Raw genomic sequence first — 25785 nt, 5'->3', positions numbered from 1 at the left:
TTTTATAACTTTTTTTCCTAATTACTAGTGATGACTATAAATTCTACTCTTGAACATAGTGTTTATCTCTCTTTCCTAATACTGTAAGAGCTAGATAATTAATAATTAGTTTTTTATTGATCATCATTATTTGCAATTTTTTTATTACTTCTTCATCACTTTGTTCTTCATCGAGTTCATGCCATAAATTTTCTGTAATGAAACTGAATCCGGTATGCACAATTTTGGATCTAAATGAATAAAGTCTTTTATACTCTTTTTTTAACTCGTCACTTTCGCCAACAAAATTCAGCAAAAACTCTGTATACCTTCGAGATATAGAATATCTGGATTGTCCGCATTCCTTACAATTTTCGGGCTTAAAATCTTTATAATAATGATTCATCAAGCTCTCAATTGAGGTGAATGCTGATAAAATCCCAATAGTTGTTTCTCGTTCCAAATTTTTCATACAGATACTAGCAAACTTAATAGTAGTATCAATAACTTTTTTTTCGATTTCGGATAATGCGAAATATCCGTTTAGTCCATAGAATATAAAATTTGGAAATTTTATAGGTGTTAAAGTGTTGTAATCATAGTTTGGATCCTGAGAATAGTAAATATTGTGATCAACATACTCTATTTGATTAAAATTACTTTCAATGTTTTCTGTCAAACCATCAATTAAGCACTGATAGGTGAAATCTTTGATAAAAAATAATTTATATAAAAAATCAGAATGTTCTATTGATCTTATTTGTTCTTCTGATTTTTCTGAAGTAGCTGGAATAGTCCAAAATCCGTCAGTATCTTCATATCTAAAAAATAAGTTTGTGCTAAATAAATTTATCAAATTAATAATTCTGTCTAATTTTGTCATTGCAGTCGCTAAAAGCTCATGTGCATCTTTATTATATAAATCTCCAGCAAAGGAGAAGTCACTTTTTGGTGTCACCCATTCTTTTTCTTCAATCTTAAATTCTATAATGACAGGATAATGTTTATATCTTTTCACATTTTCGAGAGCATCATGCCGTAAAGGATAAATCTGAAATTCATCTGTATATCTAAAAAAGCCTTCAAGTTTTGTTTTAGTGAAAATCACTGATTTATAATATTTCATTTATACAATGTTTTGTGTTAATATTACTTTGTTTTTAGTCATTAATTACAATAAATATGATGGGTATTTATTACTTTTTAATTAGAGAAAATTTGATGAAATAAATACATTACAATATTTATTATAATTCAATTCGAACAGCACGAACGTAATCAAAGTAAAGTTGACGAAGACCTCCTTCAAGTTTTAATTCCAGTAAAGAATTTTGATTAAGATCATTTGCTTTATCAATACTTCCAAACACTAATGCTTGTAATTTCTCGACATTTATGTGAGTTGTATATTTCTCTGGGGTCAGTGTCTAATATTACTTAATTACCATTCCATTCAACTTCAGCATCTTGACATATATCTTAGATTTCACTGTTGTACCGGAATTTGTAACATTTATTTTTGTATTTGTCGAAAGATGTTAAACTTAAATTATGTAAGAGTCCATTTCTTAATGCATAAAGAACATTAATTAATCATCTTCTGCGAGTTCTGAAAAATTTACTAAAACCCTTTTGATACCGTTAGAATATCGAGGCTTAATTTTGTCTTTTCTATCATAGCAAATACCCAATTGATCTAAAACAGCGCATAATGACAGATAAGGCATCAGTTGTTTAATTGTTTCGTTTACCAAAGCATGACAAATATTTTGATATATGAATGACAATGTGGAGCGGAGTTGATAATCTTTAACAAATATTAGAGAATTGTTCGTCGAAAGATGAACGAAAGCCATTTCTTCAAAGGTTAGTTCATTGATTCTCTTTTTTAAAAGTTGAATTGAAATAATCATGGAATATCTAATAGTTTCTCTAAATATACAAAATTCTAATATGTTAATATTAGTTTGTGCATAGTCAGAATGTCGAAGGCATTAAAGAATAAAATATTTATATATCTGAAGAAGAATTTATTGATTCTTTTCTACAATTATATATAGTTTAACACTCATTAGAATATGTCATTTTTATAGCGGAATTTTGAGATTTTGAAAGCAACAGCGTTGTAATTGTTACAATTCTACAAAAAGACTTTATGATGCAGATTAGCCAGAATTATTTCTTCATATACTTATTTAATATTATTTTTAGATAATTTCTAAAAATAATCCTCAAATAAATCGGGACTAAAACTAATAACCATGAAACTTAAATTAAATGAGAAACATTTCAATTATGTATATTTACATTAAAAGAAATTATTCTAAAGAGGTCATTTTCCCTATAATTTATTGACATTTGTAAAAAATATTACTCTATTATATTCTTTTTCTTCAATTATTAATGAATTGTCCACCTATCACGGGCATAAAATTACAACTGTCTCTCAAATCTCAACAAATAATTCTGTCGGTATGTTTACGAAAAATCCCAACTCTCGCTAGGATTTTAATTATTTTTTCTTTTTATAGTCCAATCATTTCAAAGAATTTGGATAATTTAATATTTTTAGCCTCACATATTCTCATTATTGTAATTAAACTAACTTGGTAAGTTTCATCTTCTCTAATTCTTCTTACTGTCTTCTCATCAATATTGTTTTCGGTTGCAAATTGACTATTATTGTTCAAAGGAATAACCCATTTATCCCTTATAAATTCAACAATCTTTCTATTTGCAATTTTCATGTAAACAAATAAAAGTGATATTTTATTAAATAATTCGGACTTAAATCCGAATTGCCAATATTTTTGCTATATTTGTAAAACAAGTTACAGAAATGTAACTTTGCGATACTTCAACAAAATAATAGAAGCTATTGCTTAGAATCTTGCTTTTGAAAACTGGTAATTTTTAATTGAGACAAGAGGATAAGTTTTAAGCTCACGACCTAGGCGTGGGCTCTCTTGTCTGTCTCTCGGTATACCAGTGCCTCAAAAGCAGATAATGTAGAGTTCCACGCCGTTTTATTTCCAATGCTGTCCGCTATTTCTACAATCTAAGCCGCTTTCAAAATACAGTATCATAAGACACGATACAATGAGGTGTACAACTCATTGCGGCTATACAGCTTTCTTGGGACATAATTTTCATTCATATTAATTTTTTATGATTGTTTGGGCAGGAGATTCTCCCCCTACTAGGAAATCTCCTCTCAAGCATATCATTTCAAACAACAATTAAAAATCTATTTTAAGACACAAGTAATTTACACTAATCATTAAAAAAAAGCCCTTTCCGCAAAAGTTTGGTGACAGAACGGAAAGAGCATAAGTAGTTATTAATTATCATTAAAAACCTATTCAAAAGTATGAAAAATATCTTTTGCAGGGGAATCTTGTCTCTTGCATTTACTCTTGCGACAGTTGAAAACTCCTTTGCCCAGAACAAGTCTATTAAAGTCGGAGAAACTGTTCCCGAAAGCTTCTGGACAAAACCTCTACAGGCAGTTAACCACCCACAAAAAACCATCAACTTTAACGTAGATAAAAATAAACTAATTCTCCTAGATTTTTGGGCAACTTGGTGCAGTGCCTGTCTGAAAAAATTTCCAGAAATGGAAGAACTTAAAAAGAAATTCAGTGATAAGATTAATATAATAGCAGTTACCAACCAAAATCGAGCAACAATAGAAAAATTCTTTGCCTCGAACAATGGACAACGTTACAAAGATGTTGTATCAGTAGTGGATGACAAAATACTCACCCAGATGTTTCCTCACACAGCAGTCCCTTTTATTGTCTGGATAAAAGACGGAAAGATAATCAATACCACCGATGGCGGACAGGTTAATGAACAAACCATTACGGAGGTATTGAAAAATGAAACATCTTCTTTGCAGACGGTAATTCAGATAGATAGAAAACGTCCGCTGATGCTCTCTGAGAATTTTGAATTGGAAAAACTGAGCAGTATTGTAAGCTATAATCTTTTTGCTAAAGGAAGAATCCGGGCGATTCCATTTGGTTCAGGGTTTCACAGAGATGGAGAAATCGTTTACGGAAGACAGTTTACCAACTTTTCTTTAATGAATATTTACAGAGGTATTTCGTATGAATTATTTCGTGAGTTCGGAGATAAATTTTCGGATAAGCGCCTGATAAATCTTACAAAAAATCCCGAAGCTATTGATTTCAATACTACAACCGGTGGGAATTTTGACAAGCTGTACAGCATCGAATACATTGTTACAAAAGAAGAAGCAAAGAATCTATACCCCAGAATGCTGAGGTACGTCAATGAAAATTCCAATTACGTTGCCAGCATCGAAAAGAAGACTGTTAAATGCCTAGTTCTGAGAAGGACTTCAGGTATTGATAAGATGGAATCGAAAGGTGGTGAATCTATTGGAAATGTATTGAAATCTCCTTATATGCTCAAAAATGTCACTCTTGATTATCTACTATCTGCCTTAGAAGCGACCAATGACATTACAACATTACCTGTAATTGATGAAACAGGCTATCAAGGAAAAGTTGATCTGAAATTCTCAAGTTTTCAAGATCTGAAAAGCATTCAAAAAGAACTTTCTGCATATAACCTTGAGCTTATTGAAGTCGAGAAGGAACTACCAATACTAGTTGTTAAGGACAAATAATATTAATCATTAAAATCATTATGAAAAACTATATACTATTACCTGTTATTTTTTGCAGTACATTTATTGTTGCACAGCAGACGGTCACCGGAAAAATAACAGAAAGTACTACTGGAAAACCTTTGTCTGGGGTTGCTGTGGTCATCCAAAACATCAATGCAATTACTAATACTGACAAAAACGGGATATTCAAATTTACATCTCCTGAATCTCAACTGACCTTGATTATCAGCAAGGCAGGTTACGAAAGCCAGTCATTAGATATTCAATTACCATTACAAAAAGAGCTAAAAATATCTTTATCGCCCAAGGTTACAGTGATAGCAGAAGTTTCTATATCAACAGGCTATCAAAAAATTCCTAAAGAAAGGTCTACGGGATCTTTTTCATCAGTGGATAATAAATTATTGCAACAACAGGTCACCACCAATATAATGGACAGACTTCCTGCGATAGCCAATGGTTTAACCGTCAGCAAAGGGCTGACCGAAGATGGTCAGCTGATGATAAGAGGTTTAAGTACGATGCAGGGGCCTAAAAACCCACTGATTGTTGTAGATAATTTTCCATATGAAGGAAGTATCAGTAATATTAATCCCAATATCATTGAAACTGTTACCATCCTGAAGGACGCAGCAGCATCCAGCATTTGGGGAGCGAGAGCTGCAAATGGTGTTATTGTGATTACGACCAAAGCTGCTAAAACGAATCAGGCAACATCTGTAGAGTTTACAGCTAATACGACACTAAGTACAAAACCAGACCTTAGCTACAGCAGGCAAATTTCCAGCAGTGATTTTATTGATGTAGAAATGAAGCTTTTCAATCAAGGATATTATGATACTGATATCAATTCTGCCAGTCATCCAACTTTAACACCAGTGGTGAGCATCTTAAATAAAGAAAAACAAGGGCTTCTTTCTCATAATGATGCAATGAATGAAATCAACAGACTAAACAACATCGATGTTAGAGATCAATACAAAAGGTATATGTATCAACCTATGGAAAACAGGCAATATGCGCTTAATATTTTTGGAAGCACACCAAAATTGTCTTGGACATCATTTATAGGATATGACGATAATACAGGGAATTTAAGTGAAGAATACCAACGATTGAATGCACGTTTCCAAAATATATGGAAGCCAACTGAAAAGTTGACTGTAACCACCGGAATGTACTACACCAATACCACAACAAAAAGTGGCAGAAGTGCATACAATAGTATAACGATGCGCAACAATTGGAAAGTTCCCTATAAGCAGTTTGCCGATGATGCCGGCAATCCATTAGTAATGAACTATATGCTGGATCAGGATTATAAAAACAGTCTGCAAGGAACTGGACTTTTGGATTGGAATTATTATCCATTGACTGATTGGATGCATAATATCGTTCAAAATAAAACAAACGAATTTATCCTTAACGCAGGTTTGAATTACAAGATCGTAAAAGGTCTGGATCTCGATATCAAGTACCAATATCAGCACAACAACGGGGAAAGCAGCACGCTTTATGATGAACAGAGTTATTACGCAAGAAACTATGTGAATAATTTTGCAAAAAAGAATACAGATGGTAGTATCAGTTTCATTGTTCCCAAAGGTGGAATTTTTGATAAAGGACTTTCTGAAACTATGGTCAATAATCTGAGAGGACAATTGAATTATAATAGAAATTTTGGAAAGCATAGTATTAATGCTATTGCAGGAGGAGAAATCAGAGAAACCATTACCCAATATGATAACAACAGGTATTACGGTTACAATACAAATACTTTATCTAATGCAAGTATTGATTATACAAATCAACACCCAAATTTTGTAACGGGAAGTTTAGATTTTATCGAAAGAGGAACATCGCTTAGAGAAACCAATATCCGTTTCGTTTCCCTGTATGCCAATGCTGCATACACCTATGATAAACGCTATACATTATCTGGAAGCGTAAGGCAAGATGCAAGTAATCTATTTGGATTAAAAACTAATCAACAATGGAATCCCTTCTGGTCTGCAGGCTTATCTTGGAATATTTCGAATGAAGCCTTTTACAATTTCAGTTTCCTTCCTTACCTGAATTTACGAGGCTCTTACGGTTTTAACGGAAATATTGACCCTTCAATGGTTGCTGTGACTACAATCTTATTTGATACTGATCTTTCAGTCTACACAGGAGGCAATACAGCCAGAATAGATAAATTTTATAATCCTGACCTGCGTTGGGAAACAATCAAAATGATGAATATAGGATTGGATTTTGGGTTAAAAAACAATCTCATTACGGGTTCGATTGAATATTTTACGAAAGAAGGAAGCAATCTATTTGGTACAGCACCATTGGATTATACTACAGGGGTTAAAAGTATGCTATGGAATGTTGCAGGAATGAAAGGACGTGGTATGGATATCGAGCTGAAAACGAAAAATATTGACAAGACTGTAAAATGGAACAGCATCATAAACTTCAGTATCTACAACGACAAAGTCACCAACTATTATTTACCAACCACCTTTGCCAACAGCTTTGTTGTCAATTCAGGTTCCATCGCTCCGATAAGCGGTATTGTCGGACTTCCCGTGTATGGCGTATTTGCATACAAATGGGCAGGTCTCGATCCACAGACCGGAGATCCTCAAGGATATTTGGATGGAGAGGTTACCAAGGATTACACTAAAATATTGAATTCTGCTCGAGGTATTGAAGACTTAGAATACTTTGGATCAGCGATTCCTACAAAATATGGGTCATTCATCAACACGATTGCCTACCAACAGTTTTCTTTGGATATTGGGATTACTTATAAGTTCGGGTATTGGTTCAGAAGAAGTTCAATCAACTATACCGACCTTATTGTAAGTCGTGACGGGCATAGTGATTATTCCAAAAGATGGCAGAATCCGGCTGATGAACTATGGACAAATGTTCCTTCCAATCCATACACAACCAACTCTGCAAGAGATGCTTTTTACAATGGTTCGAGTGTTTTAGTAGAAAGAGGTGACCATATTCGTTTGCAATATCTTACCCTCAACTACAGTTTCAGGAAAGAAAATTTAGCGAATCTACCTATTCAAAATTTACAACTCTTTGCATCAGCAAATAATCTGGGAATACTTTGGAAAGCCAACAAGGCAGGTATAGATCCTGATTATAATTGGGGAACTTACTCTTTAAAGCCTGTAACGACTTATTCTATTGGTCTTAGAACACAATTTTAAATCAATTTTATGAAAAATATATTTTTAAAACTATTCGCCTTGTGGGCTTTATGTAGCATTATAGCCTGTTCAGATTTTTTGGAGGAAAAATCGGATTCCAGATTGGCTACGCCTGTTACATTAGAAGATAATCAAGCCTTGATGGACAGAACTTTCAATACAGTACTTTCAAACAGTATCAGTGGTCAAATATCGGCTGATGAAATTTATATTACAGATGCAGATTATGGTAACTTGACGAATGAATTTGAAAAAAGACTGTATACCTGGCAACCCAGTGAAGTATCCAGCAGCGATGAAAATGATTGGGGAAGCTGCTACCGAAGAATCAATGTATGCAATACGGTTTTGTATAATATTGAACATTATCAGATTGCAGGAGCAGAAAATTTAAAAGGACAGGCTTTGGCTCTTAGAGCCGCAATTTATCTGGAAGCTACCCAAATTTATTGTTTGGTATATAATGAGAATACAGCAAATACAGATTTAGGATTACCACTTAGGTTAGATCCTGATATGAATATTCCTTCAAAAAGATCATCATTAAAAGAAACTTATAGTCAAATCATTAATGATCTAAAGGAGGCAGCTACGCTATTACCCGATGCACAAATTGCACTGATTCGACCATCAAAAGCAACTGCATTGGGTTATCTTTCCAGAACGTATTTGTTTATGGGAGATTATCAAAATGCCTTAGAATATGGAAAACAGACACTTTCTGTCAATGATAAATTATTAGATTTCAACACCTTGAATTCTTCCGATTCTTATCCAATAAAATCAATGAATATTGAAATTCTTCTTCCTTCTTCGATGGTATATTCACAGTTTTTGTCCAGTTCTATGGCTAAAATCTCGCAATTCTTGTACAACACTTATGACAATAATGATTTGAGAAAGAGTATTTATTTCAGATTTAATACAGCACAACAGATATTATTTAAAGGAAACTATTCAGGAGGTGCTACGAGAATGACCTGCTTAGCAACAGATGAAGTTTATTTAAATATAGCTGAAAGTTATGCACGACTTAATGATGTATCAAAGGCAATGGAAACCTTGAATGGATTATTAAAAACACGTTGGAAAACAGGAACGTATAGTCCGATGACAGCTAATTCACAAGTTGAAGCGTTGAATATTATTTTAAAGGAAAGAAGAAAAGAATTATTATTCCGTGGCTTGCGATGGTCAGATTTAAAAAGATATAACCGTGATGGCGCAGGGATTTCTTTGGAAAGAATTGTAAATGGAACAACTTATATATTACCACCCAATGACCTTCGTTATGCGATAGCCATTCCTGAAGATATTATAAAAATGACAGGAATGCCTCAGAACCCGAGGTAAGCTATTAACAAAAATGGGGTGGAAATTTCCACCCCAAATTATTAGCCAAATCACCTATTAAGGTTCTGGTCTGTAACCTTCTGATATTGCTAAAACTTCACTGTTAGTTTTAGAACCTAAAACAGCACTCAGTGAACTGCCATCCGGAACTGTTACCTTACAAGGTCTTACCGGTTCTTCAGGAGAACAATCTGTCGGAATCGTTGAGGTACTCCAGTGCGAAACATCACGAAATGCATTGGCGGTCATATCGTTGCTAATGTAGTAAAAAGTCTGTGCTACAGCTTTTCCTTTTTTCTCTATCATTTTAAAAGACATAAGAGCACCTGTAAACATAACAGCAGCAATAGCTACTGCATTGACTTTCAAAAATTGATTAATTTTCATTGTTATGGTCTTTTTATACATCAAAAAAGATTACCTTAAAAACTTTAAAAACCTGTCTGAGAAGTACGAAGAGTAGGTTGAAAAATTAATTATACCCATAGATTAACGAATCTTGCCGTACCAAAATATCCTATTCTACATATACCCAAACAAATTGTTGTTGATAAATTCATTTAAAAAATCTTGATTGTTAAACAGCTTTCGACTGTCTAATTTTAAGGTTAAATATTAATAACAAATTCCAATCATAAACATCCGTAAACCATTACGGTAACAAACTCACTCAGCAGGCCTGCTGTATCTTAGATTTAAACCTAAACCAATAACAGATAGAATGACACAACCAATATTAAAATACAGATGTTGATGCCAGCTCATCTTTTCCAAAATTCCTCCGCACGAACAAGGAAGATTATTACTTGTACTTAGTATTAAAACAATATATCCTGTGAAGAGGAGCATCAAAACAAAACTTCCTAACAGTCCTATATTTCTCGTTTTCCGGTAGCATAACAATCCTGCAATAAGAACTTCAACAATGATTATCGTGTAAGGTAGGAATTGCAAAGACCCATTCAACAATGGTGATTTTGAAATCTGAACTTGGAAATTCTCAAAATCCAATACCTTACTTATAGTGGTATAGCAGAAGAGAATAACAAAGAAAATACTTACCGCAAATGGTATTATTTTTTTTAAATATTTCACGACATTAGTTTTTTTGTTGACAATATTTCTTTGTAATGTGTATGTCTATTTTACTTACAATTACTGATCAAATGTAAAACAGAAATTCAACAAAAAAAATGATTTGCAATGCCTGTTTCCTATGTCTGATGCCAGTTTATAAACTGACCCTCTGTATCAAAATCGCAGAGCGGCATAGGTATATGCTGTAGTTTTTTTCATAAAAGTGATTATAAGTTAGAATTAGACATTGTGCTTAAAAAGACAAATAATGCTTATTCATCACATCAAATGTTATTTTGTGTAAATAAGAACAATGATGATGGCATTTTAGTTCTGTAGTTTACAAAACACTTGGATATTCCATAAAAAATAACGTAATTTTATAAAAGGTTATAATAAAATGAAGATAACGTGCAGATGTTCAGGTTGTTTATATTGCTTTTGGTTTCCACTGCGGAATTATGGGTTGCGCAGAGCACAGGCAATGTGGCCTATCACCAAATCAGAAAAAAGTATGATCACCAGAAGGTTAATGATACTACAGCACTTTCTTACGTTGACCTTTTAATTAACCTCGCGAAAAAAGAAAAAAATTATTCTGAATTAACTTATGCATACCAAGATGCCCTGAATTTTGAGCCATCAGGATTCCGCAAAAAGCTGTATGCAGACAGTGCAATAACTTCCGCTCAGCATAGTTGTAATAATGATCTTATTGCCTCTGCTTATCTTGAAAGGGGAATTGTGTCTTACTTTAATTTTAAAGATTACCAACCTGCATTGCATGATTATATTAAAGCGTTATCCTACGCCAGACGTAGCACTAGCCCATATGTAAAGTATAATATATTATATCATCTGGGTGTAATGAAAAGTTATCTGGGATATTATGATGAGGCGGTCAGTCAATTTGAGACCTGTTCTGCTTTTTTTAAACAGGAGATTTTGAAAAATAATTCCCCAGATATCCTATACAATATGCGCAAAGGCTATTATAACAGTTTACATCAGCTTATCTATTGCTACCAGCAAATGGGAGATAATGATAGCGCCGACCACTTAATTGAAATTGGCAAGAGGGAAATAACCCAAGATTTAGATTTCGTCCAGTTAAGGAGCTATTTTCTTAAATCTAAAGGCATTTCTGAATTTCGTAAAGGAAATTACGAGCAAAGTATTGCTGATCTTAATCGTGCACTTCCGGAACTGTTCAGGGTAAATGATTTTGCCTGGGTATCAGTGATCTACTTTTATTTGGGAAAGAATAAATTGGCTCAGCACCAGCAGCAAGAATCCTTTAGTTTTTTTAGAAAAGTAGATTCTATATATCAAAAACACCTTTTTTTCTTTCCTGAGCTTACGGAAAACTATAAGATTTTACTAAAGAATGCCCCTAAAAAATCAAATATGGATGAGACCTTATCTTTTTCCAATACCCTCCACGAAATTGAAAAAATAAACGAAGAAGACAGACATCATCTTTTTACCCAATTTGAGGTGGAGCGGATAAATATTGAATATGCGAGTATTACTAAACGTTACAAAGATACTCTCGCTGCAGTGATGACAGCCTGTGTGTTCTTACTCATGTTGACTACCAAAGCTTATCTGGAAAAGAAACCCGAGAAAACATACGATGTGGTCTTAGCGGGTGTGGGTGTTGACATTGAGGAATTAAAAACGGATGTCTCGCCACCAAAATGGACGTTGAGTGCAGAGATTCGCAACAGAATTCGGAAAAATCTACAAAAATTTGAAGACGAAAAAGAGTTTTTGAAACCGAACCTGAGTTTGAAAAAAATTGCAATAAGAGTAGGGACAAACCCTAACTATCTATCTGCCTACATTAACACAGAGAAAGGAATGCATTTTAACCGTTACCTAAGTGAGTTGCGCATCCAGTATATTGCCGAATTGCTCGCAGAAGATCCTATAACAGCTCATCAGAAAACGGAAGTTCTTGCCAAATTATGTGGAATTGCCTCCCGCTCCAACTTTCTAAAACTGTTTTCAGAGATCTATGGAATGTCGCTGCAAGAGTATCAACATCAGTGCAGAGAGAAGTTTGCTGCGAATGACAGATTGTAATTTAGCTATGTTGGATGGATGTCTAAAATACTCTTCAAATCGTAAAGTTTTCTTGTATCTACATTTTAGACATTGCCTAAATCAATTTCATAGATTTTATCTGATTCAAGAGATTGAATGAAAATGAAGAGAAATGATTATTGTGTAAATTTGATAATTAATTTCTAATCATTGGAATATGTTAAGAAGCTTGGGCGTTTTTTCAGATTTTGAAGTTGAATTATTCAATCAAAATACTGAAACTAAAACCGTTGAAAAAAATGAAGTTCTTCTTTCTGAAGGTGAAATTTCAAAATCGATTTTCTTTATCAAAACCGGAGCTCTTTTTCAACTTCAAAAGATTGATGATGAAGAGAAAATTATTGATTTGAATATTCAACATGATTGGGTTTTCAATTTTGATAGTTTGACGAATCAAATTTCTTCCAATACAATTATAAAGGCATTTGCTAAATCGGAAGTTGTAGAACTAAAATTAGAAAGCTTACACAAACTGATTTCGATTTCACAAAACTTTTTGCAACTCAACAAGATTTTTAATTCGTTGTTTACTAAAATTCATATTTATGATAGCAATTTGAATCCAACTGAAAAGTATGATTATCTTCTAAAAAACAAACCTCAAATCGTTCAAATTTTCCCTTTAAATATGATTGCTTCTTATTTGAAAATGCGCCAAGAAACTCTGAGCCGAGTAAGAGCAAATGTGATTTTTTGATTTCAATCAAGTGTTGTTTCAAACTTAATTATAGAAATTTGAAAGAAAAAAATGATTACTGATATTATTGCAAAATTGCCAATGAGGCAAAAAGGACTTACTTTAAATTTTTATAAAAAACTAGGTTTTACAGTTTTTGGAAATGAGTTTGATAATTATTTAATGCTACAAAGAGATAATCTGCAGTTGCACTTTTTTGAATTTAAAAACCTTGTTCCGGACGAAAATTACGGGCAGATTTATATTCGTACAACATCCATTGAGGATTTGTTTAACACATTCATCGAAAATAAAGTTGCAATACATCCCAATGGACATTTAGCAGAAAAAATTTGGGGACAAAAAGAATTTTCTATTCTTGACCCAGATAGCAATCTGATAACTTTTGGAGAAACATTAAATTAAAAAATTCTAGAACATAATTTATGCGAATAGCTTTTACAGGTTCCCATAGAGTCGGAAAAACAACTTTGGCAGAAGAGATTGCTGAAAGTTTACCTGATTACGAATTTATAAATGAGCCTTACTTACAACTTGAAGAGGAAGGATATTTGTTTTCAGAAATACCGACGTTGGAAGATTATATGGAGCAATTCAATTTTTCGGTAGAACAACTACAAAATAGTGATGATAATGTGATTTTTGACCGTTGTCCATTAGACCTCTTGGCATATATTTATGCAATTAACAAAAGGAAAAATGTATCAACTCTCTACGAAGAAATGACCACGACAATTGCTGAAATAGACCTCTTGATTTTTGTTCCCATAGAAAAAGTCGATTTAATATCCTGTCAGGAATCAGATTTGCCCAATCTAAGACACGAAGTAAATGATATTATAGAAGACTGGATTGGAGATTTTAGTAATGAAATTCTGGAAGTAAGCGGAACTTTAGAGAACAGGAAAAAGCAAGTATTGGATAAGATGCTTGATATGGAAAAATAAAAGCTAACCAGCGAGATGCTATTAATCTCATATTTCAACTATATCTATTGTCAAATTATATTTCAAATTATTGCCAACTATTGAGTATACAAAATTTATACACTCAAATCAAAAGACTGTACAAATTTTGTACACTCAAATTAAAAACCTGTATAAATTTTATACAGTCAAATTACAAACCTGTGTAAAATAGATACAGGTTAATCTAAAACCTGCGTAAAAAAGATGCAGGTTACGAATCTCTCCTTTTCATTCTTTTTTATTTCTAAAGCAGAAAATTGAAAAAATGCTAATAATCAATATTTTAAGTATTTATTTCAAAGCTCTGAAAAATCTGAGTTTTAGTACAGCAAGATGTGTCTTTGTATATACAAACTTTTCAAGTTTTACATCCAAAGACTCTTTTGCCTTTTTTGCAAAAAGGGGAAAAAACTGCGGAGCTTGTTTTTTGTTTTCCTTGAAATCAGGTTTAAGATTCCAAACTCATCCAATTTATTCTTTTTTAATCTCCAAAGATTCCAGAATCATCCAGACTCTTCTTATTTAGCCTAGCCACGATTAACACTATTGTTTTCAAGATTTTGATGCTCCAACTTTGCAGAAGAAATTTTAATCAAAAAAACAGTAATGAAATAACTATGTTAGTAAACCTCATCACAAAAGAAGACCTTAAAGAATTTAAAACTGAATTACTAGAAGACATTAAAAATCTATTTAATATCAAGGTTTCCGAACAGAAATTATGGTTACGTTCATCAGAGGTTAAAGAGCTTTTAAAAATCTCTTCCGGAACATTGCAAAACCTTCGTATTAATGGAACTCTGTCTTATACTCGTGTCGGAGGAACTTTATACTACAATTACAAAGACATTGAAAAATTACTAAATGGTAAAGGATAATTGTTAACTCCAAAATGACCAAAAATGAATTACATAAAACATCTCACAGGTTTCTATGAAAAGGTGGCTCAGGACAAAACGCTTAATCCTTCACACATCAGCCTTTATTTAGCCTTATTCCAGTTCTGGAATTTCAGCCGTTTCCGAAATCCGGTCAGTATTTCCCGCGATGAAGTGATGCGTATTAGTAAAATCCGTTCAAAAGCCACCTACCATAAATGCCTGAAGAATCTTCATTCTTTGGGCTATATTGATTATCAGCCATCCTATAATCCGTTTGTAGGAAGTCAGGTGGCGATGATGGATTTTGCAGGGGAATTAAAGCCTACTTCAAAAAGGCAGTAACAGCAATTAGAAGATGCTACTAAAAGCCTATAATTATAATAAGTGGATTATATGATTCGATAAACCACCATTTAAAAAGTATTACTTACAAAAGTGCTTATGTAATTACTCGTTTTACTATCTTTAAGACTTAAAACTAAATTAGCCAATGTCTTTCAACGAAGATTCACGAGTTAAAATACCAGCCATCTTGCATTTGTTGCGGTTAGGTTATCAATATATTTCTTTAAAAAACCAAAACAGAATAGAGGAAAATAATATTTTCCCCTCTATTTTTTTGTCTAAAATTGCAGAGATAAATAGTATTTCTGAAACAGAAGCACAAAAAGTTCTGGATGAAATTAATTTGGAATTGGATTTTGAGGATCTTGGGAAAAAATTCTATGAACGTTTAACATCAACTTCGGGTATTAAATTAATTGATTTTGAAAATTTTTCAAACAATGATTTTCATATCACAACCGAGTTAACGTGCAAATCTGGCGATGAAGAATATCGTCCGGACATCACATTTCTTGTTAATGGAATTCCATTAGCATTTGTGGAAGTAAAAAAACCACATAATAAAGATGGGGTTATCGCTGAACGCAGACGTATGAATGAAAGATTTGCAAATAAACATTTTAGACGTTTTGCAAACATCACTCAATTGATGGTCTTCTCAAATAATATGAATTATGAGGATGGAATTGTTGAGCCTATTTTCGGAGCTTATTATGCAACTTCTGCTTATTCTAATATCTTATTTAATTATTTTAGAGAAGATTTAGACTATCCAGTAAAAGAAAGGTTATCAGAATTAAGTGAAGACAAAGAGTTGGAAATACTCAGAGATAATAATTTGGTCGTTGTTAAGCATAATCCTGATTTTATAACTAATAAGAATGAAAATAGTCCTACAAATAAAATTATTACTTCTCTTTTCAGTAAGGAACGATTAAAGTTTATTTTACAGTTTGCTATTGCTTATGTAGAGGAAGAAGATAATGGTAAGCCAGTCTATCAAAAACATATTATGCGTTATCCGCAAATTTTTGCAACACAAGCAATCGCTGCAAAAATTGATTCAGGACAGAATAAAGGTATTATTTGGCATACACAAGGCTCCGGTAAAACTGCTTTGGCTTTTTATAATGTGAAACATTTAACTCATTATTTTTCGAAGAAGCACATTATTCCTAAGTTTTATTTTATTGTTGACCGTCTTGATCTTTTGATTCAAGCCTCAACAGAATTTTCCAATCGTGGTTTAAAAGTAAATCCGGTAAATTCTAAAGCTGATTTTGTGAACGATTTACAAACTGTTGGTGCAATCCATAATGATAGTGGTAAGCCTGAAATTACGGTCGTTAATATTCAGAAGTTTTCTGAGGATGCTACTGTTCTAAAAAATGTAAATTATGATATCAATGTTCAACGGATTTATTTTTTAGATGAAGCACATCGCTCATATAACCCGAAGGGAAATTATCTTGCAAACCTTATTAATTCTGATAAAAATGCAATCAAAATTGCGCTTACCGGAACACCTTTATTGAAGGAAGTAGCAAAAGATTATGATTCAAAACTACTTTTTGGAAATTATATCCATAAATATTACTACAATATGTCTATTGCTGATGGATATACGCTAAGATTGATAAGAGAGCAAATAGAGGGCAATTTTAAAATGCAAATGCAGAATGTCATTGATGAGATTAAAGTTTTGCGAGGTGATATTTCGGCAAAAGACATCTACAAAAATACAAAGTTTGCAGAGCCACTGTTAGATTATATCTGTAATGATTTAATAAAATTCCGTAAAGATCAGCAAGATACTACTCTAGGAGGGATGGTAGTTTGTGATTCTGCAGACCAGGCAAAAGAATTATTTCGTTTATTTCAGGAGAAATATGGCGAACAGGAAACAGATGCAAGCGTATTGATGGTTGCAGAACCAAGAGCAAAATACGGCTTGAAAGAAGAACCAAAATTGACTGCTTCTTTAATTTTACACGATGAAAATGACAAGCAGGTTAGAAAGGAACTTATAAAGGCGTATAAAAAAGGGCACGTCGATATTTTGTTTGTTTATAATATGCTGTTAACAGGCTTTGATGCTAAACGATTGAAAAAATTATATTTAGCGCGGGTCATCCAAGATCATAATTTATTACAAACACTTACCAGAGTTAATCGTCCTTACAAAAAGTACCGATACGGATATGTAGTAGATTTTGCTGACATTTCAAAGGCGTTTGATCGTACCAATAAACTCTATTTTGATGAATTACAGGAACAGCTGGGTGATGAAATAGAAATGTACTCTCATCTATTTAAATCTGAAGAAGAAATTAGACAAGAGATTGAAGAAATAAAAGATACATTATTTCATTATGATACTCAAAATAAAGAATTATTTTCTCAACAAATTGCTGAATTAAATGACAAGCAAGAACTTCTTAGACTTGTAAAGGCTTTACGAACTGCAAAAGAGTTAAAAAACCTAATTGCCTTAAATGGTTATGAAGCTTTAAAAGGCTTAACAGATTTTGAACTTCTCAATCGTCTATTAATTGAAACGCAAAATCGACTTGACAATCTAAACCTTGTAGAAAGCATCGGAAATGAGGAAGCTAACCGAAATCTGTTAAATGAAGCTTTAGAGGATATAATTTTTCAATTTGTTAAAGTCGATGAAAGTGAATTGGTACTTGCTGATGAATTTAAAAACATTCTACGGAAAGCCAGAGAATCTTTACAAACTAATTTTGATCAGCTAGATCCTGAATTTGTAAGTCTTAGAGCTGAATTAGAAAGAATTTTCAAGAAAAAAAATCTTAGTGAAGTGACTCAGGAAGATATGGTAGAAAATATGCATCTTCTTCAGAAAATCTATGACCAAGCTAAAGAATTAAATAGAAAAAATGCTTTATTAAAAGCTAAGTATGATAGCGACGATAAGTACGCCAGAATTCACAAACGCTTATCAGAAAAAGGAACTTTAAATACAAAAGAATCTCAACTTCACCGGGCATTGATGCAGGTGAAACTTCAAGTAGATGAAACCATTACTAATCAGGAAGAAATGGTGAAAAATGAAGCTTACTTTAAGAGATACCTGATGCAAATTGTAGTCAATGAATTTAAGAAAAAAGAAAATATAGGTCTTGATTTTCCTACCACAGAAAGAATAAATCAATTAATTTCGCAGGAATATTTACAACAATATCAATAGATAATGACTCAAGATATAAACTTTATAACAAAAACAAAGTCTTTAATCGACAATCTTAAAAGTGTATGTGCCAATTACGGGCTGGGAAATGACGGAAATGAATTTAAGATTATTACGCAAATATTTCTATATAAATTTCTTAATGATAAATTCCGCTTTGCGGTAAAAGAAGAGCAACCTCAACTTGCAGATGCTGAGAATTTTTCTAAAGCACTTCGTGAGATGAGTGATGACGAATATCAGTTTCTACTGGCAAGCTTGGATCCTAATATTCCAAGATTACATCCGGATCATTTGATTTCGCATTTGTTCGCAATTCAAAATGACAGTGATTTTGGAAAAACATTTGATGATACTTTAAGACAAATTTCGATTGAAAACGCAGATGTATTTTCGGTAAAATCATTCAGTGGTGCAAAAGATACCTTATTTGATGAACTAACACAATTTATCTCTGATGCTTCTCAACGTGATGCTTTTGCAAAAGCATTGATTAATAAATTGTTTGAGTTTTCTTTTGAAGAAATGTTTGTTCAGAAATATGATTTCTTTGCAACTATTTTTGAATATTTAATTAAAGATTACAACACAGATAGCGGTGGTAAGTATGCTGAATATTATACACCACACGCTGTTGCCCGTATTATGGCAAAAATTCTTGTGCCGGATGAAGTAAAAGGTGTAAAATGTTATGATCCAAGTGCAGGATCGGGAACTTTGTTGATGAGTTTAGCTCATCAAATTGGTGAAAAGAATTGCACAATCTATTCAGAAGACATTTCACAGAAATCGAGCAATATGTTACGTCTAAATTTGGTTTTGAACAGCCTTACGCATTCAATTCCGAATATTATTAAAACTAACACCATTGCACAGCCTTTTTATTTAGATACAAAGTTTGACTACATCGTTTCTAATCCACCTTTTAAGTTAGACTTTTCTGATTTTAGAGATGATTTGGAGAAAGATGCTTTTAAACAAAGATTCTTTGCTGGGATTCCAAATGTTCCGAAAAGTAAGAAAGAATCGATGGCGATTTATCTTTTGTTTATTCAGCATATTATGCACAGTTTAAGTGAAAAAGGTCAGGCTGCCATAGTTGTTCCAACAGGTTTCATTACTGCCCAAAGTGGGATTGAAAAGAAAATTCGTGAAAGGTTAATCAGTAATGGCTGGCTTCGTGGTGTAGTAAGTATGCCAAGTAATATTTTTGCGAGTACAGGAACAAATGTATCTGTTTTGTTTTTTGATAAAAGAGCAGATAGCGAGCATATTATTTTAATGGATGCTTCCAAGCTGGGACAAACAGTGAAAGAAGGCAAAAACCAACGTACGGTTTTAACTACCGAAGAAGAAGCTAAAATTGTAGAGACCTTTAATCAAAAACAGGCTGTTGAAGACTTATCAGTTGTGGTAACGAAGGAGCAAATTGCTGAAAAGAATTACTCTTTTTCTGCAGGACAATATTTTGAGGTTAAAATAGAATATGTAGACATAACGCCAGAGGAATTTGCAGAGAAAATGCAAGATTTTGAAACAAATTTACAAAGTCTTTTTGCTGAGGGAAATGCTTTGGACATAAAAATTCAGGAACAGCTTAAAAGTTTGAGGTATGAGTAACTGGGATTTAGTAAGTGCTGAAAAAATGTATAAAAATATTACTGATGGAACACACGATTCTCCAAAAGCTGTTGAGATAGGATATCCATTGGTTACTTCAAAAAATATAAAAGGAGGAGTTTTAGATTTAAATTCTACAAATTATATTTCCGAAGAAGACTATAAGAATATTATTAAAAGAAGTAAGGTTGATCAATGGGATCTAATTATAAGTATGATTGGGGAATATTGTGGTTATACATACCTTGAAAAAAATAAAAATACAAATTATGCTATAAAAAATGTCGGAGTATTTAAAACAGATTCAAGATTAGAATCTGAATGGTTAAAATATTACTTAAAATCTAGTTGTGGCAAATACTATCTTAATCTTTCTAAATCTGGATCTTCTCAACCTTACATATCACTAGGGGCACTCAGAAAATTACCTATTCTAAGCCCTCCCTTGGATATTAAAAAAAAGATTGTAAATGTTTTATCATCATTAGATGATAAAATAGAACTCAACAATCAAATAAATGATAATTTAGACATATCAAAACGCTGTACGACTATTGGTTTGTCAGTTGATTTCCAAGAAAAGAAAGCCTATAATCAAGCGGTGGCAAGATGTTGGAATGAAATTTTGAAGGGAAATTCCGAGATAGTCTGTATTTAATGATTGATAAAACAAACTAATTGGGGTAAGATAAGATTAGGTAAATAGAAAAGTTTTTATTGAGTTTCTCATAATGATAAACCAAAATTAGCATCAAGATATATTCTTGTAAAAATTAAAAGATGATTTTTTTTAAAGAAATAGCTTACAGAAGTTTGAAATAATTTGAAAATCTTTCAAATATTTATTAAGACTTCTTAAGATTTGTTGACTTCCTAATTTCACAAAAATCATGGTTTTAGAGCTAATATTTTTTAGAATATATCTGGTTTAATTCACTTGCGTTTAATCATTAATGTCAGCATCTAATACAATAAACTTTTCGTATAATACCTCAATCTTATCTTTAAATCTCCAGTCTTTGTTTTTCTATCCAATCATTAAATACAGACTCCATCCTTCCGGAATTCCCTTTTCAAAATTTCATTCCAAACATCTTGCCACCGCTGATTTAAGGCTTTCTGTTTCATTAGGAAAATCAAACTGCACAAACCAATAGTCGTACAGCGTTTTGCATATGTCTAAATTATCATTTATTTGATTGTTCAAGTTAATTTTATTGTCAATATCACTTAGGATATTGGCAATTTTTTTTTGTTTGGTTAAATTAGGGAATCTGAACCTTAAATTTCCAATATCAGAAGGATTTATAGAAGGATAAGCCGATACAGAATTTTCTGCAATCGTGTGAAGATGATTTGTTACCCATTTTTGTGTGAGTAGATAATATAAAAATATTGGTTCCACATTATCTGAGAAAACATCAATGGTTGCAAATCCTGTGGAAACAATAGCATTTTCTTTTTCGATACTATTAAAAAAACCATAATGTTCTTGATTAGGTCTCACAGTAGAATATACAATGGTATTTTGTTTAATCTTTCGTTTTGCTCTGCTTGGATAGTTGTGTTTTAACTCTTGCCAACTATCAATTTTACCTTTAGTTATACTACTGGTATCAAGATAATTAATTAATTCAAATTTATCTTTATTGGTTATTGAAGATTGATTTAGTTTTGCTACTTCATCAATTCTAAAAATGTATTTCATTGTTAACTAATAAATTTTCGGTGAGCAATCTTCACATTAGCCTGATTGACCATCGCATAATGTAATGTTGTGTCAATTTTAACATGACCTAATAGCTTCTGAACCTGCTCAATTGGCATTCCTTTATCAATTGCCATTGTCGCCAAAGTTCTTCTAAACTTATGGGGATGTACTTTATTTATTTTGGTTTTTTGTCCCAGTTTTCGCAAAATACTTTCAATTCCACCAATAGAAAGCCGCTGATTAGGCTTCGATAAAGAAACGAATAAAGCTTCATTATCATCGTTTCTGGTTTCAAGATATTCTTTGAGATGAATCTTTGTTCTTGCATCAAAATAGACTTCACGCTGTTTATTTCCTTTACCTGTTACGATACAAGAACGCTCGTGGAAATCAATATCCTTTACATTGATTTTTACAAGTTCGCCAACTCTAATACCAGTTGAGCTTAACATTTCGATGAGTGTTAAATCTCTTATCTGCTTGCAGTTGTCTCTAAGTACTTCTATATCTTCATCACTAAGTACCTCCTGTATGGTTCTGGCGGTCTTTACTTTATGAATCCTTCTTACAGGACTTTTTAAAATGTAATCTTCATCTTCTAACCAAGAAAAAAAACTTGAAAATATCCTACGAATATTATCTATGGTGACTTTACTGGATTTTTTTACCTCCTGATATTCTGAAAGATAGAATCTTAAATCATTAGTAGAGATTTCTGTAACTTTCTTTTTTAGTTTTTGAAACAGAGTATCTATGGTAGAAAAATAATATTTCAATGACTTTTCAGAACAACCTTCCACTTTTTTGGATGAAATAAATAAATTTAGAACACTTATATTGTCAGTTTCCAACTCTTCTTCAGTATTATTTTTTTGAGTAACTATCACAGAATGAAAAGATTGATGTATTACCTTTTCAAGCATCATTAACTGTTGAAAGTTTAAAACTGTTTGCATTGCATTAATTATTTCTTGCTTCACTAATTCCTTCATTGTACTAAATTTTCTTAAATTTTTGAAGGCGCAAAGGAATGAAAAACAAAAATAGCCATAGTCGTACAATAAATGATAATTTATCTTACTATTTATCAACTTTTACTTGCCGTTCATCAGCATAGGCAAAAGCCAGTCACGAGTGGCTAAGTGTTGGTTTTGTGTAAATTGTTTTGCTGTTGGAAATTACTGAGCACTATTTAAATTGATTAACTAATCGTTTTGAGGCTTTAAAATTGATTGTTTTAAAACAGATTGAGATTTCTTAAATGTAGAACAGATGCGTTTGCTTCAATTGACAGCAATTCTGTTTAAGCACATAAAAAATATTCAAAAGGATATTCTTTATTACAAACAATAGACTTAAAACTTGATTATAGTGCAATCAAATCTGTTAATAGCTAAATAACTATTGGAGCTCTTGATGACATCAAACAGAATTTGCTGTAGAATATTTAAAGATGCTCTTTAAAACTTTTTCTGTGACATCAAATTCACCTCTTGCAATAATTTATTTCGATATTTGAGATAAATCTTTCTGTTATAAGGAATATCATTTTTAAAAATTTCTTCATAGCTTTTGAGGCTACTTCCTGTAATTGTTCTAATCCTCAATTGTTTAAATCCAACCTTCCGAATTTCCTTTTAAAATTTCATTCCAAACCATCTTGCCATCGCTTGATTATAGGCTTTCCGTTTGTCTGGAAATCAAACTGACAAACAATAGTCGTACAGCGTTTTGCATATGCTCTAAATTATCATTTATTTGAATTATAATAATTATTCTACAATATTCACGCAAAAAATAAAAACAGAAACCAAAGATACTTCGCTCCCTATTCCTCCAGCTAAATTCTGTCAAGGTCAAGCCCTCCGGATTTTCAGAAAAACTTTTTACGTATAAAAATCTACGCAAAAACTTTTTCAAAAAAACCTTGACAGAATGCCACGCTCATTTTCAAAAGGCTTTCTTTTTTTCTTTTTTTTAATTTTTTTTTCTTCGCTTTCTTTTAGAAATATTTCAATTGAGAAGTTTCAGGGACAAAGAGAAGGATTAAATTCTTGCTTTAAACTCTAAAAAACTTGTTCAAATTTTGAACTTTTCACTTGCAGATTTGAGCGAAAATTCCTAGTTTTACTAAGTAAAATATAAATTAGGATTTTACCGCTTTTTTGCAGGTGACCTATTTAGGGCCAATTAAAAGATGCTACAGCGCAACGCTTATAAATAAAGGGATGAAGGGAGGTTACAAAATCCCTCACTCTCCGCAGAGTTGGGAAAACGGAAGTTTTCAAAAACATCAAAAAGTATTTAAACCTGGAAAATCAATGATTTTGCAGGTTTTTTTATTTGTTGTATGTTCAAAGCTGAAAAAAGAATGCAAATTTATTGGATCAAGCGCAAAAGTTGGGGGCTAGGCAAAAAGTTTAGCTAATCTGAAGATAAAAAAGGTTCTGTCTTTTACTCCTCTGAGCTGCATTCTGAAGTTTTTTATTTTCGCATTGAAAGATTCAGCAGCAGCATTGGTGCTTCTTTGATCAAAGTAGTTGAGAATATTTCTATAATGATTCATTATTGTTTTTCTTAAGGTAGAAAAAGATTTAAACTCTGCTTCTTCCACATTTCTAAACCAATGGGCCAGTTTAGTCATGGCTACAGATTTCGAAATATTCTGGTTATAAATTTTTCTAAGTCCATCAGTCAATTCATATGCCTGTTCCAGATCAGGATACTGGGTAAAAAGGATCGAAGCTCTTTGTTTCTGGGACAGAGTCCATTTCTCACGGCTTTTATATAGTAAATACCTGCTTCTTACCAAGAGCTGTTTCCGGGTATCTCCATTTGCAAAAACTTCTGTTTCAGCTGAGTGACTGTTAAAAGGATTGTTTTCCATTTCAATGGCTTCCCAGCGATGCCTGATCCTGATCTCCTGAAGGGCCTCTATGGACAGCTTCTGAACATGAAAACGATCAATAACCTGTACTGCATCAGGAAAGCAGCGTTGGGCAATACGCTTCATGGAACCCGCCATATCCAATGTAATTTCGTTTACCTTCATCCGAAGTTTTCTGCTGATCTTCAAAAGATGTGTGATGACAAAATCACTCTGGGTACCTTTTATCATAGCAACAATACTTCCTTTTCTCCCTTTTGCTTTTTTGGAGGTAAGAACGGTATAAAGTTCTCCATCAGATAATGCTACTTCGTCTAAAGATAAGGAGGCTGAGACATTTTCAGGGTAAATGATCCAGTCCTCTGCGTGCGGTTTTTGTTCCCAGCTATGATATTCGCTGAGATTATTCTTGTATTGCCTCTGGAAGGTCTTGCCTTTGATCCCGAAAAATTCTGCTATAACTTTTAGGGGAAGAGCTTTAGTGTCTGCTAATTTTTTTTAAGAAGACTGCCAAATCCTTTGTCATCCGTGTGCCTTTCGCTACAAGCTGCCAGTCTCTCTGAAGGATCTCACCGGAGGATTTATCTGTCCATCTCCTTCTTTTAACATGGAGCTTTACGATTTTACCCCGTAATGGATAATCATCTACAATGATTTCAGGTAAAAAGCCCTTGGATTCAAGTCTCCTTTCTTTAAATTCATGGGGAATACTGTTTCTTTCTTCAAAATAAATATGAAGTTCTGCATCATGAGTTTCTGCTTTGAGGATATCAAAGTGCTCTACTAAAAATTCCGGAAGTAATAATTTAAGAAGGTCGTGATCGCTTAACATGATGCAAAGATAAAACTACTTAACATTCCCCCCAACTTTTGAGACTGAGCCAATTTATTTTTTAAAGAGCTCTTCCGGTACAATAAGCTGATAAGTTTTTTCTATTTCGGATCTCTATGTATCAATATCCGATAAATTTTGCAGCCCAATTCAACGAGTCTTTCTGCCCGTTCATCGAAATTCCAAGCCGTTTTGTTGCGTTATTGCAGACCTTTACATCAGAAAAAGGTAATA

At 32.6% G+C, this 25785-nt stretch carries 20 protein-coding genes; 12 read left to right on the top strand and 8 right to left on the bottom strand.

What is annotated here, in order from left to right; all coding sequences use genetic code 11:
- Positions 1-43: 43 nt before the first annotated feature.
- Positions 44-1105, bottom strand: a complete 1062-nt coding sequence (locus EG339_RS15880) for a HEPN domain-containing protein (protein ID WP_123870939.1) — start codon at positions 1103-1105, stop codon at positions 44-46.
- A 1399-nt stretch (positions 1106-2504) separates the two neighbouring features.
- Positions 2505-2726, bottom strand: coding sequence for a helix-turn-helix domain-containing protein (locus tag EG339_RS15875; protein ID WP_123870938.1), 222 nt, complete (start codon positions 2724-2726; stop codon positions 2505-2507).
- Between the two features lie 623 nt (positions 2727-3349).
- Between EG339_RS15875 and EG339_RS15870 the strand changes: the two genes are divergently transcribed.
- The 3 genes from EG339_RS15870 to EG339_RS15860 are packed head-to-tail and all read left to right on the top strand — an operon-like array spanning position 3350 to position 9210.
- Entirely contained in the window at positions 3350-4636 is a 1287-nt protein-coding gene (locus EG339_RS15870; RefSeq protein ID WP_123870937.1) for a TlpA family protein disulfide reductase, read from the top strand.
- A 20-nt stretch (positions 4637-4656) separates the two neighbouring features.
- Positions 4657-7857, top strand: coding sequence for a SusC/RagA family TonB-linked outer membrane protein (locus tag EG339_RS15865; protein ID WP_123870936.1), 3201 nt, complete (start codon positions 4657-4659; stop codon positions 7855-7857).
- 9 nt (positions 7858-7866) lie between these two features.
- Entirely contained in the window at positions 7867-9210 is a 1344-nt protein-coding gene (locus EG339_RS15860) for a RagB/SusD family nutrient uptake outer membrane protein (protein WP_123870935.1), read from the top strand.
- A 57-nt stretch (positions 9211-9267) separates the two neighbouring features.
- Here EG339_RS15860 and EG339_RS15855 read toward each other — a convergent pair whose 3' ends face one another.
- Positions 9268-9597, bottom strand: a complete 330-nt coding sequence (locus tag EG339_RS15855; RefSeq protein ID WP_123870934.1) for a hypothetical protein — start codon at positions 9595-9597, stop codon at positions 9268-9270.
- Positions 9598-9876: 279 nt separating this feature from the next.
- Positions 9877-10305, bottom strand: a complete 429-nt coding sequence (locus EG339_RS15850; RefSeq protein ID WP_123870933.1) for a MauE/DoxX family redox-associated membrane protein — start codon at positions 10303-10305, stop codon at positions 9877-9879.
- A gap of 399 nt (positions 10306-10704) precedes the next feature.
- On the opposite strand from EG339_RS15850, the gene EG339_RS15845 reads away from it, so the two are divergent.
- The 9 genes from EG339_RS15845 to EG339_RS15805 all read left to right on the top strand — a co-directional run bounded on the left by EG339_RS15845 (position 10705) and on the right by EG339_RS15805 (position 20779).
- Positions 10705-12375, top strand: coding sequence for a helix-turn-helix domain-containing protein (locus EG339_RS15845; RefSeq protein WP_123870932.1), 1671 nt, complete (start codon positions 10705-10707; stop codon positions 12373-12375).
- A gap of 178 nt (positions 12376-12553) precedes the next feature.
- Complete coding sequence (locus tag EG339_RS15840; protein ID WP_123870931.1) at positions 12554-13093, top strand: Crp/Fnr family transcriptional regulator; 540 nt, start codon at positions 12554-12556, stop codon at positions 13091-13093.
- 51 nt (positions 13094-13144) lie between these two features.
- On the top strand, positions 13145-13498 hold the full coding sequence (locus tag EG339_RS15835; protein ID WP_123870930.1) for a bleomycin resistance protein: 354 nt from the start codon (positions 13145-13147) through the stop codon (positions 13496-13498).
- 20 nt (positions 13499-13518) lie between these two features.
- Positions 13519-14040 carry an AAA family ATPase gene (locus tag EG339_RS15830; RefSeq protein WP_123870929.1) on the top strand — a complete coding sequence of 174 codons (522 nt, stop codon included), beginning with the start codon at positions 13519-13521 and terminating at the stop codon, positions 14038-14040.
- 638 nt (positions 14041-14678) lie between these two features.
- Positions 14679-14939 carry a helix-turn-helix domain-containing protein gene (locus EG339_RS15825; protein ID WP_123870928.1) on the top strand — a complete coding sequence of 87 codons (261 nt, stop codon included), beginning with the start codon at positions 14679-14681 and terminating at the stop codon, positions 14937-14939.
- A 24-nt stretch (positions 14940-14963) separates the two neighbouring features.
- A complete protein-coding gene (locus EG339_RS15820) occupies positions 14964-15284 on the top strand; it encodes a hypothetical protein (RefSeq protein WP_228459634.1) in 321 nt (106 codons plus the stop codon).
- A gap of 148 nt (positions 15285-15432) precedes the next feature.
- On the top strand, positions 15433-18501 hold the full coding sequence (locus EG339_RS15815) for a type I restriction endonuclease (protein WP_123870927.1): 3069 nt from the start codon (positions 15433-15435) through the stop codon (positions 18499-18501).
- 3 nt (positions 18502-18504) lie between these two features.
- Positions 18505-20121, top strand: coding sequence for an HsdM family class I SAM-dependent methyltransferase (locus EG339_RS15810; RefSeq protein ID WP_123870926.1), 1617 nt, complete (start codon positions 18505-18507; stop codon positions 20119-20121).
- The gene (locus tag EG339_RS15805; RefSeq protein ID WP_123870925.1) at positions 20114-20779 is read left to right on the top strand and encodes a restriction endonuclease subunit S; all 666 of its coding nucleotides are present in this window, start codon (positions 20114-20116) and stop codon (positions 20777-20779) included. The genes EG339_RS15810 and EG339_RS15805 overlap by 8 nt, the downstream gene beginning before the upstream one ends.
- Before the next feature lie 423 nt (positions 20780-21202).
- On the opposite strand, the gene EG339_RS15800 is transcribed toward EG339_RS15805, so the two are convergent.
- The 4 genes from EG339_RS15800 to EG339_RS15785 form a co-directional block, all read right to left on the bottom strand.
- On the bottom strand, positions 21203-21829 hold the full coding sequence (locus EG339_RS15800) for a restriction endonuclease subunit S (RefSeq protein WP_123870924.1): 627 nt from the start codon (positions 21827-21829) through the stop codon (positions 21203-21205).
- Between the two features lie 2 nt (positions 21830-21831).
- Positions 21832-22824: a site-specific tyrosine recombinase/integron integrase gene (gene xerA, locus EG339_RS15795; protein WP_123870923.1), complete on the bottom strand. Its 993-nt coding sequence runs from the start codon at positions 22822-22824 to the stop codon at positions 21832-21834.
- A gap of 1415 nt (positions 22825-24239) precedes the next feature.
- Positions 24240-25160: an ISAon1 family transposase gene (locus EG339_RS15790; RefSeq protein ID WP_228459750.1), complete on the bottom strand. Its 921-nt coding sequence runs from the start codon at positions 25158-25160 to the stop codon at positions 24240-24242.
- A 37-nt stretch (positions 25161-25197) separates the two neighbouring features.
- The gene (locus tag EG339_RS15785) at positions 25198-25551 is read right to left on the bottom strand and encodes an ISAon1 family transposase N-terminal region protein (protein WP_123869105.1); all 354 of its coding nucleotides are present in this window, start codon (positions 25549-25551) and stop codon (positions 25198-25200) included.
- Positions 25552-25785 lie beyond the last annotated feature (234 nt).

Source organism: Chryseobacterium bernardetii, assembly GCF_003815975.1.
In the GTDB taxonomy this organism is placed as follows: domain Bacteria; phylum Bacteroidota; class Bacteroidia; order Flavobacteriales; family Weeksellaceae; genus Chryseobacterium; species Chryseobacterium bernardetii.
The sequence above is the reverse complement of the archived record's forward strand: the minus strand, read 5'-3'. Positions and strand labels throughout refer to the sequence as shown.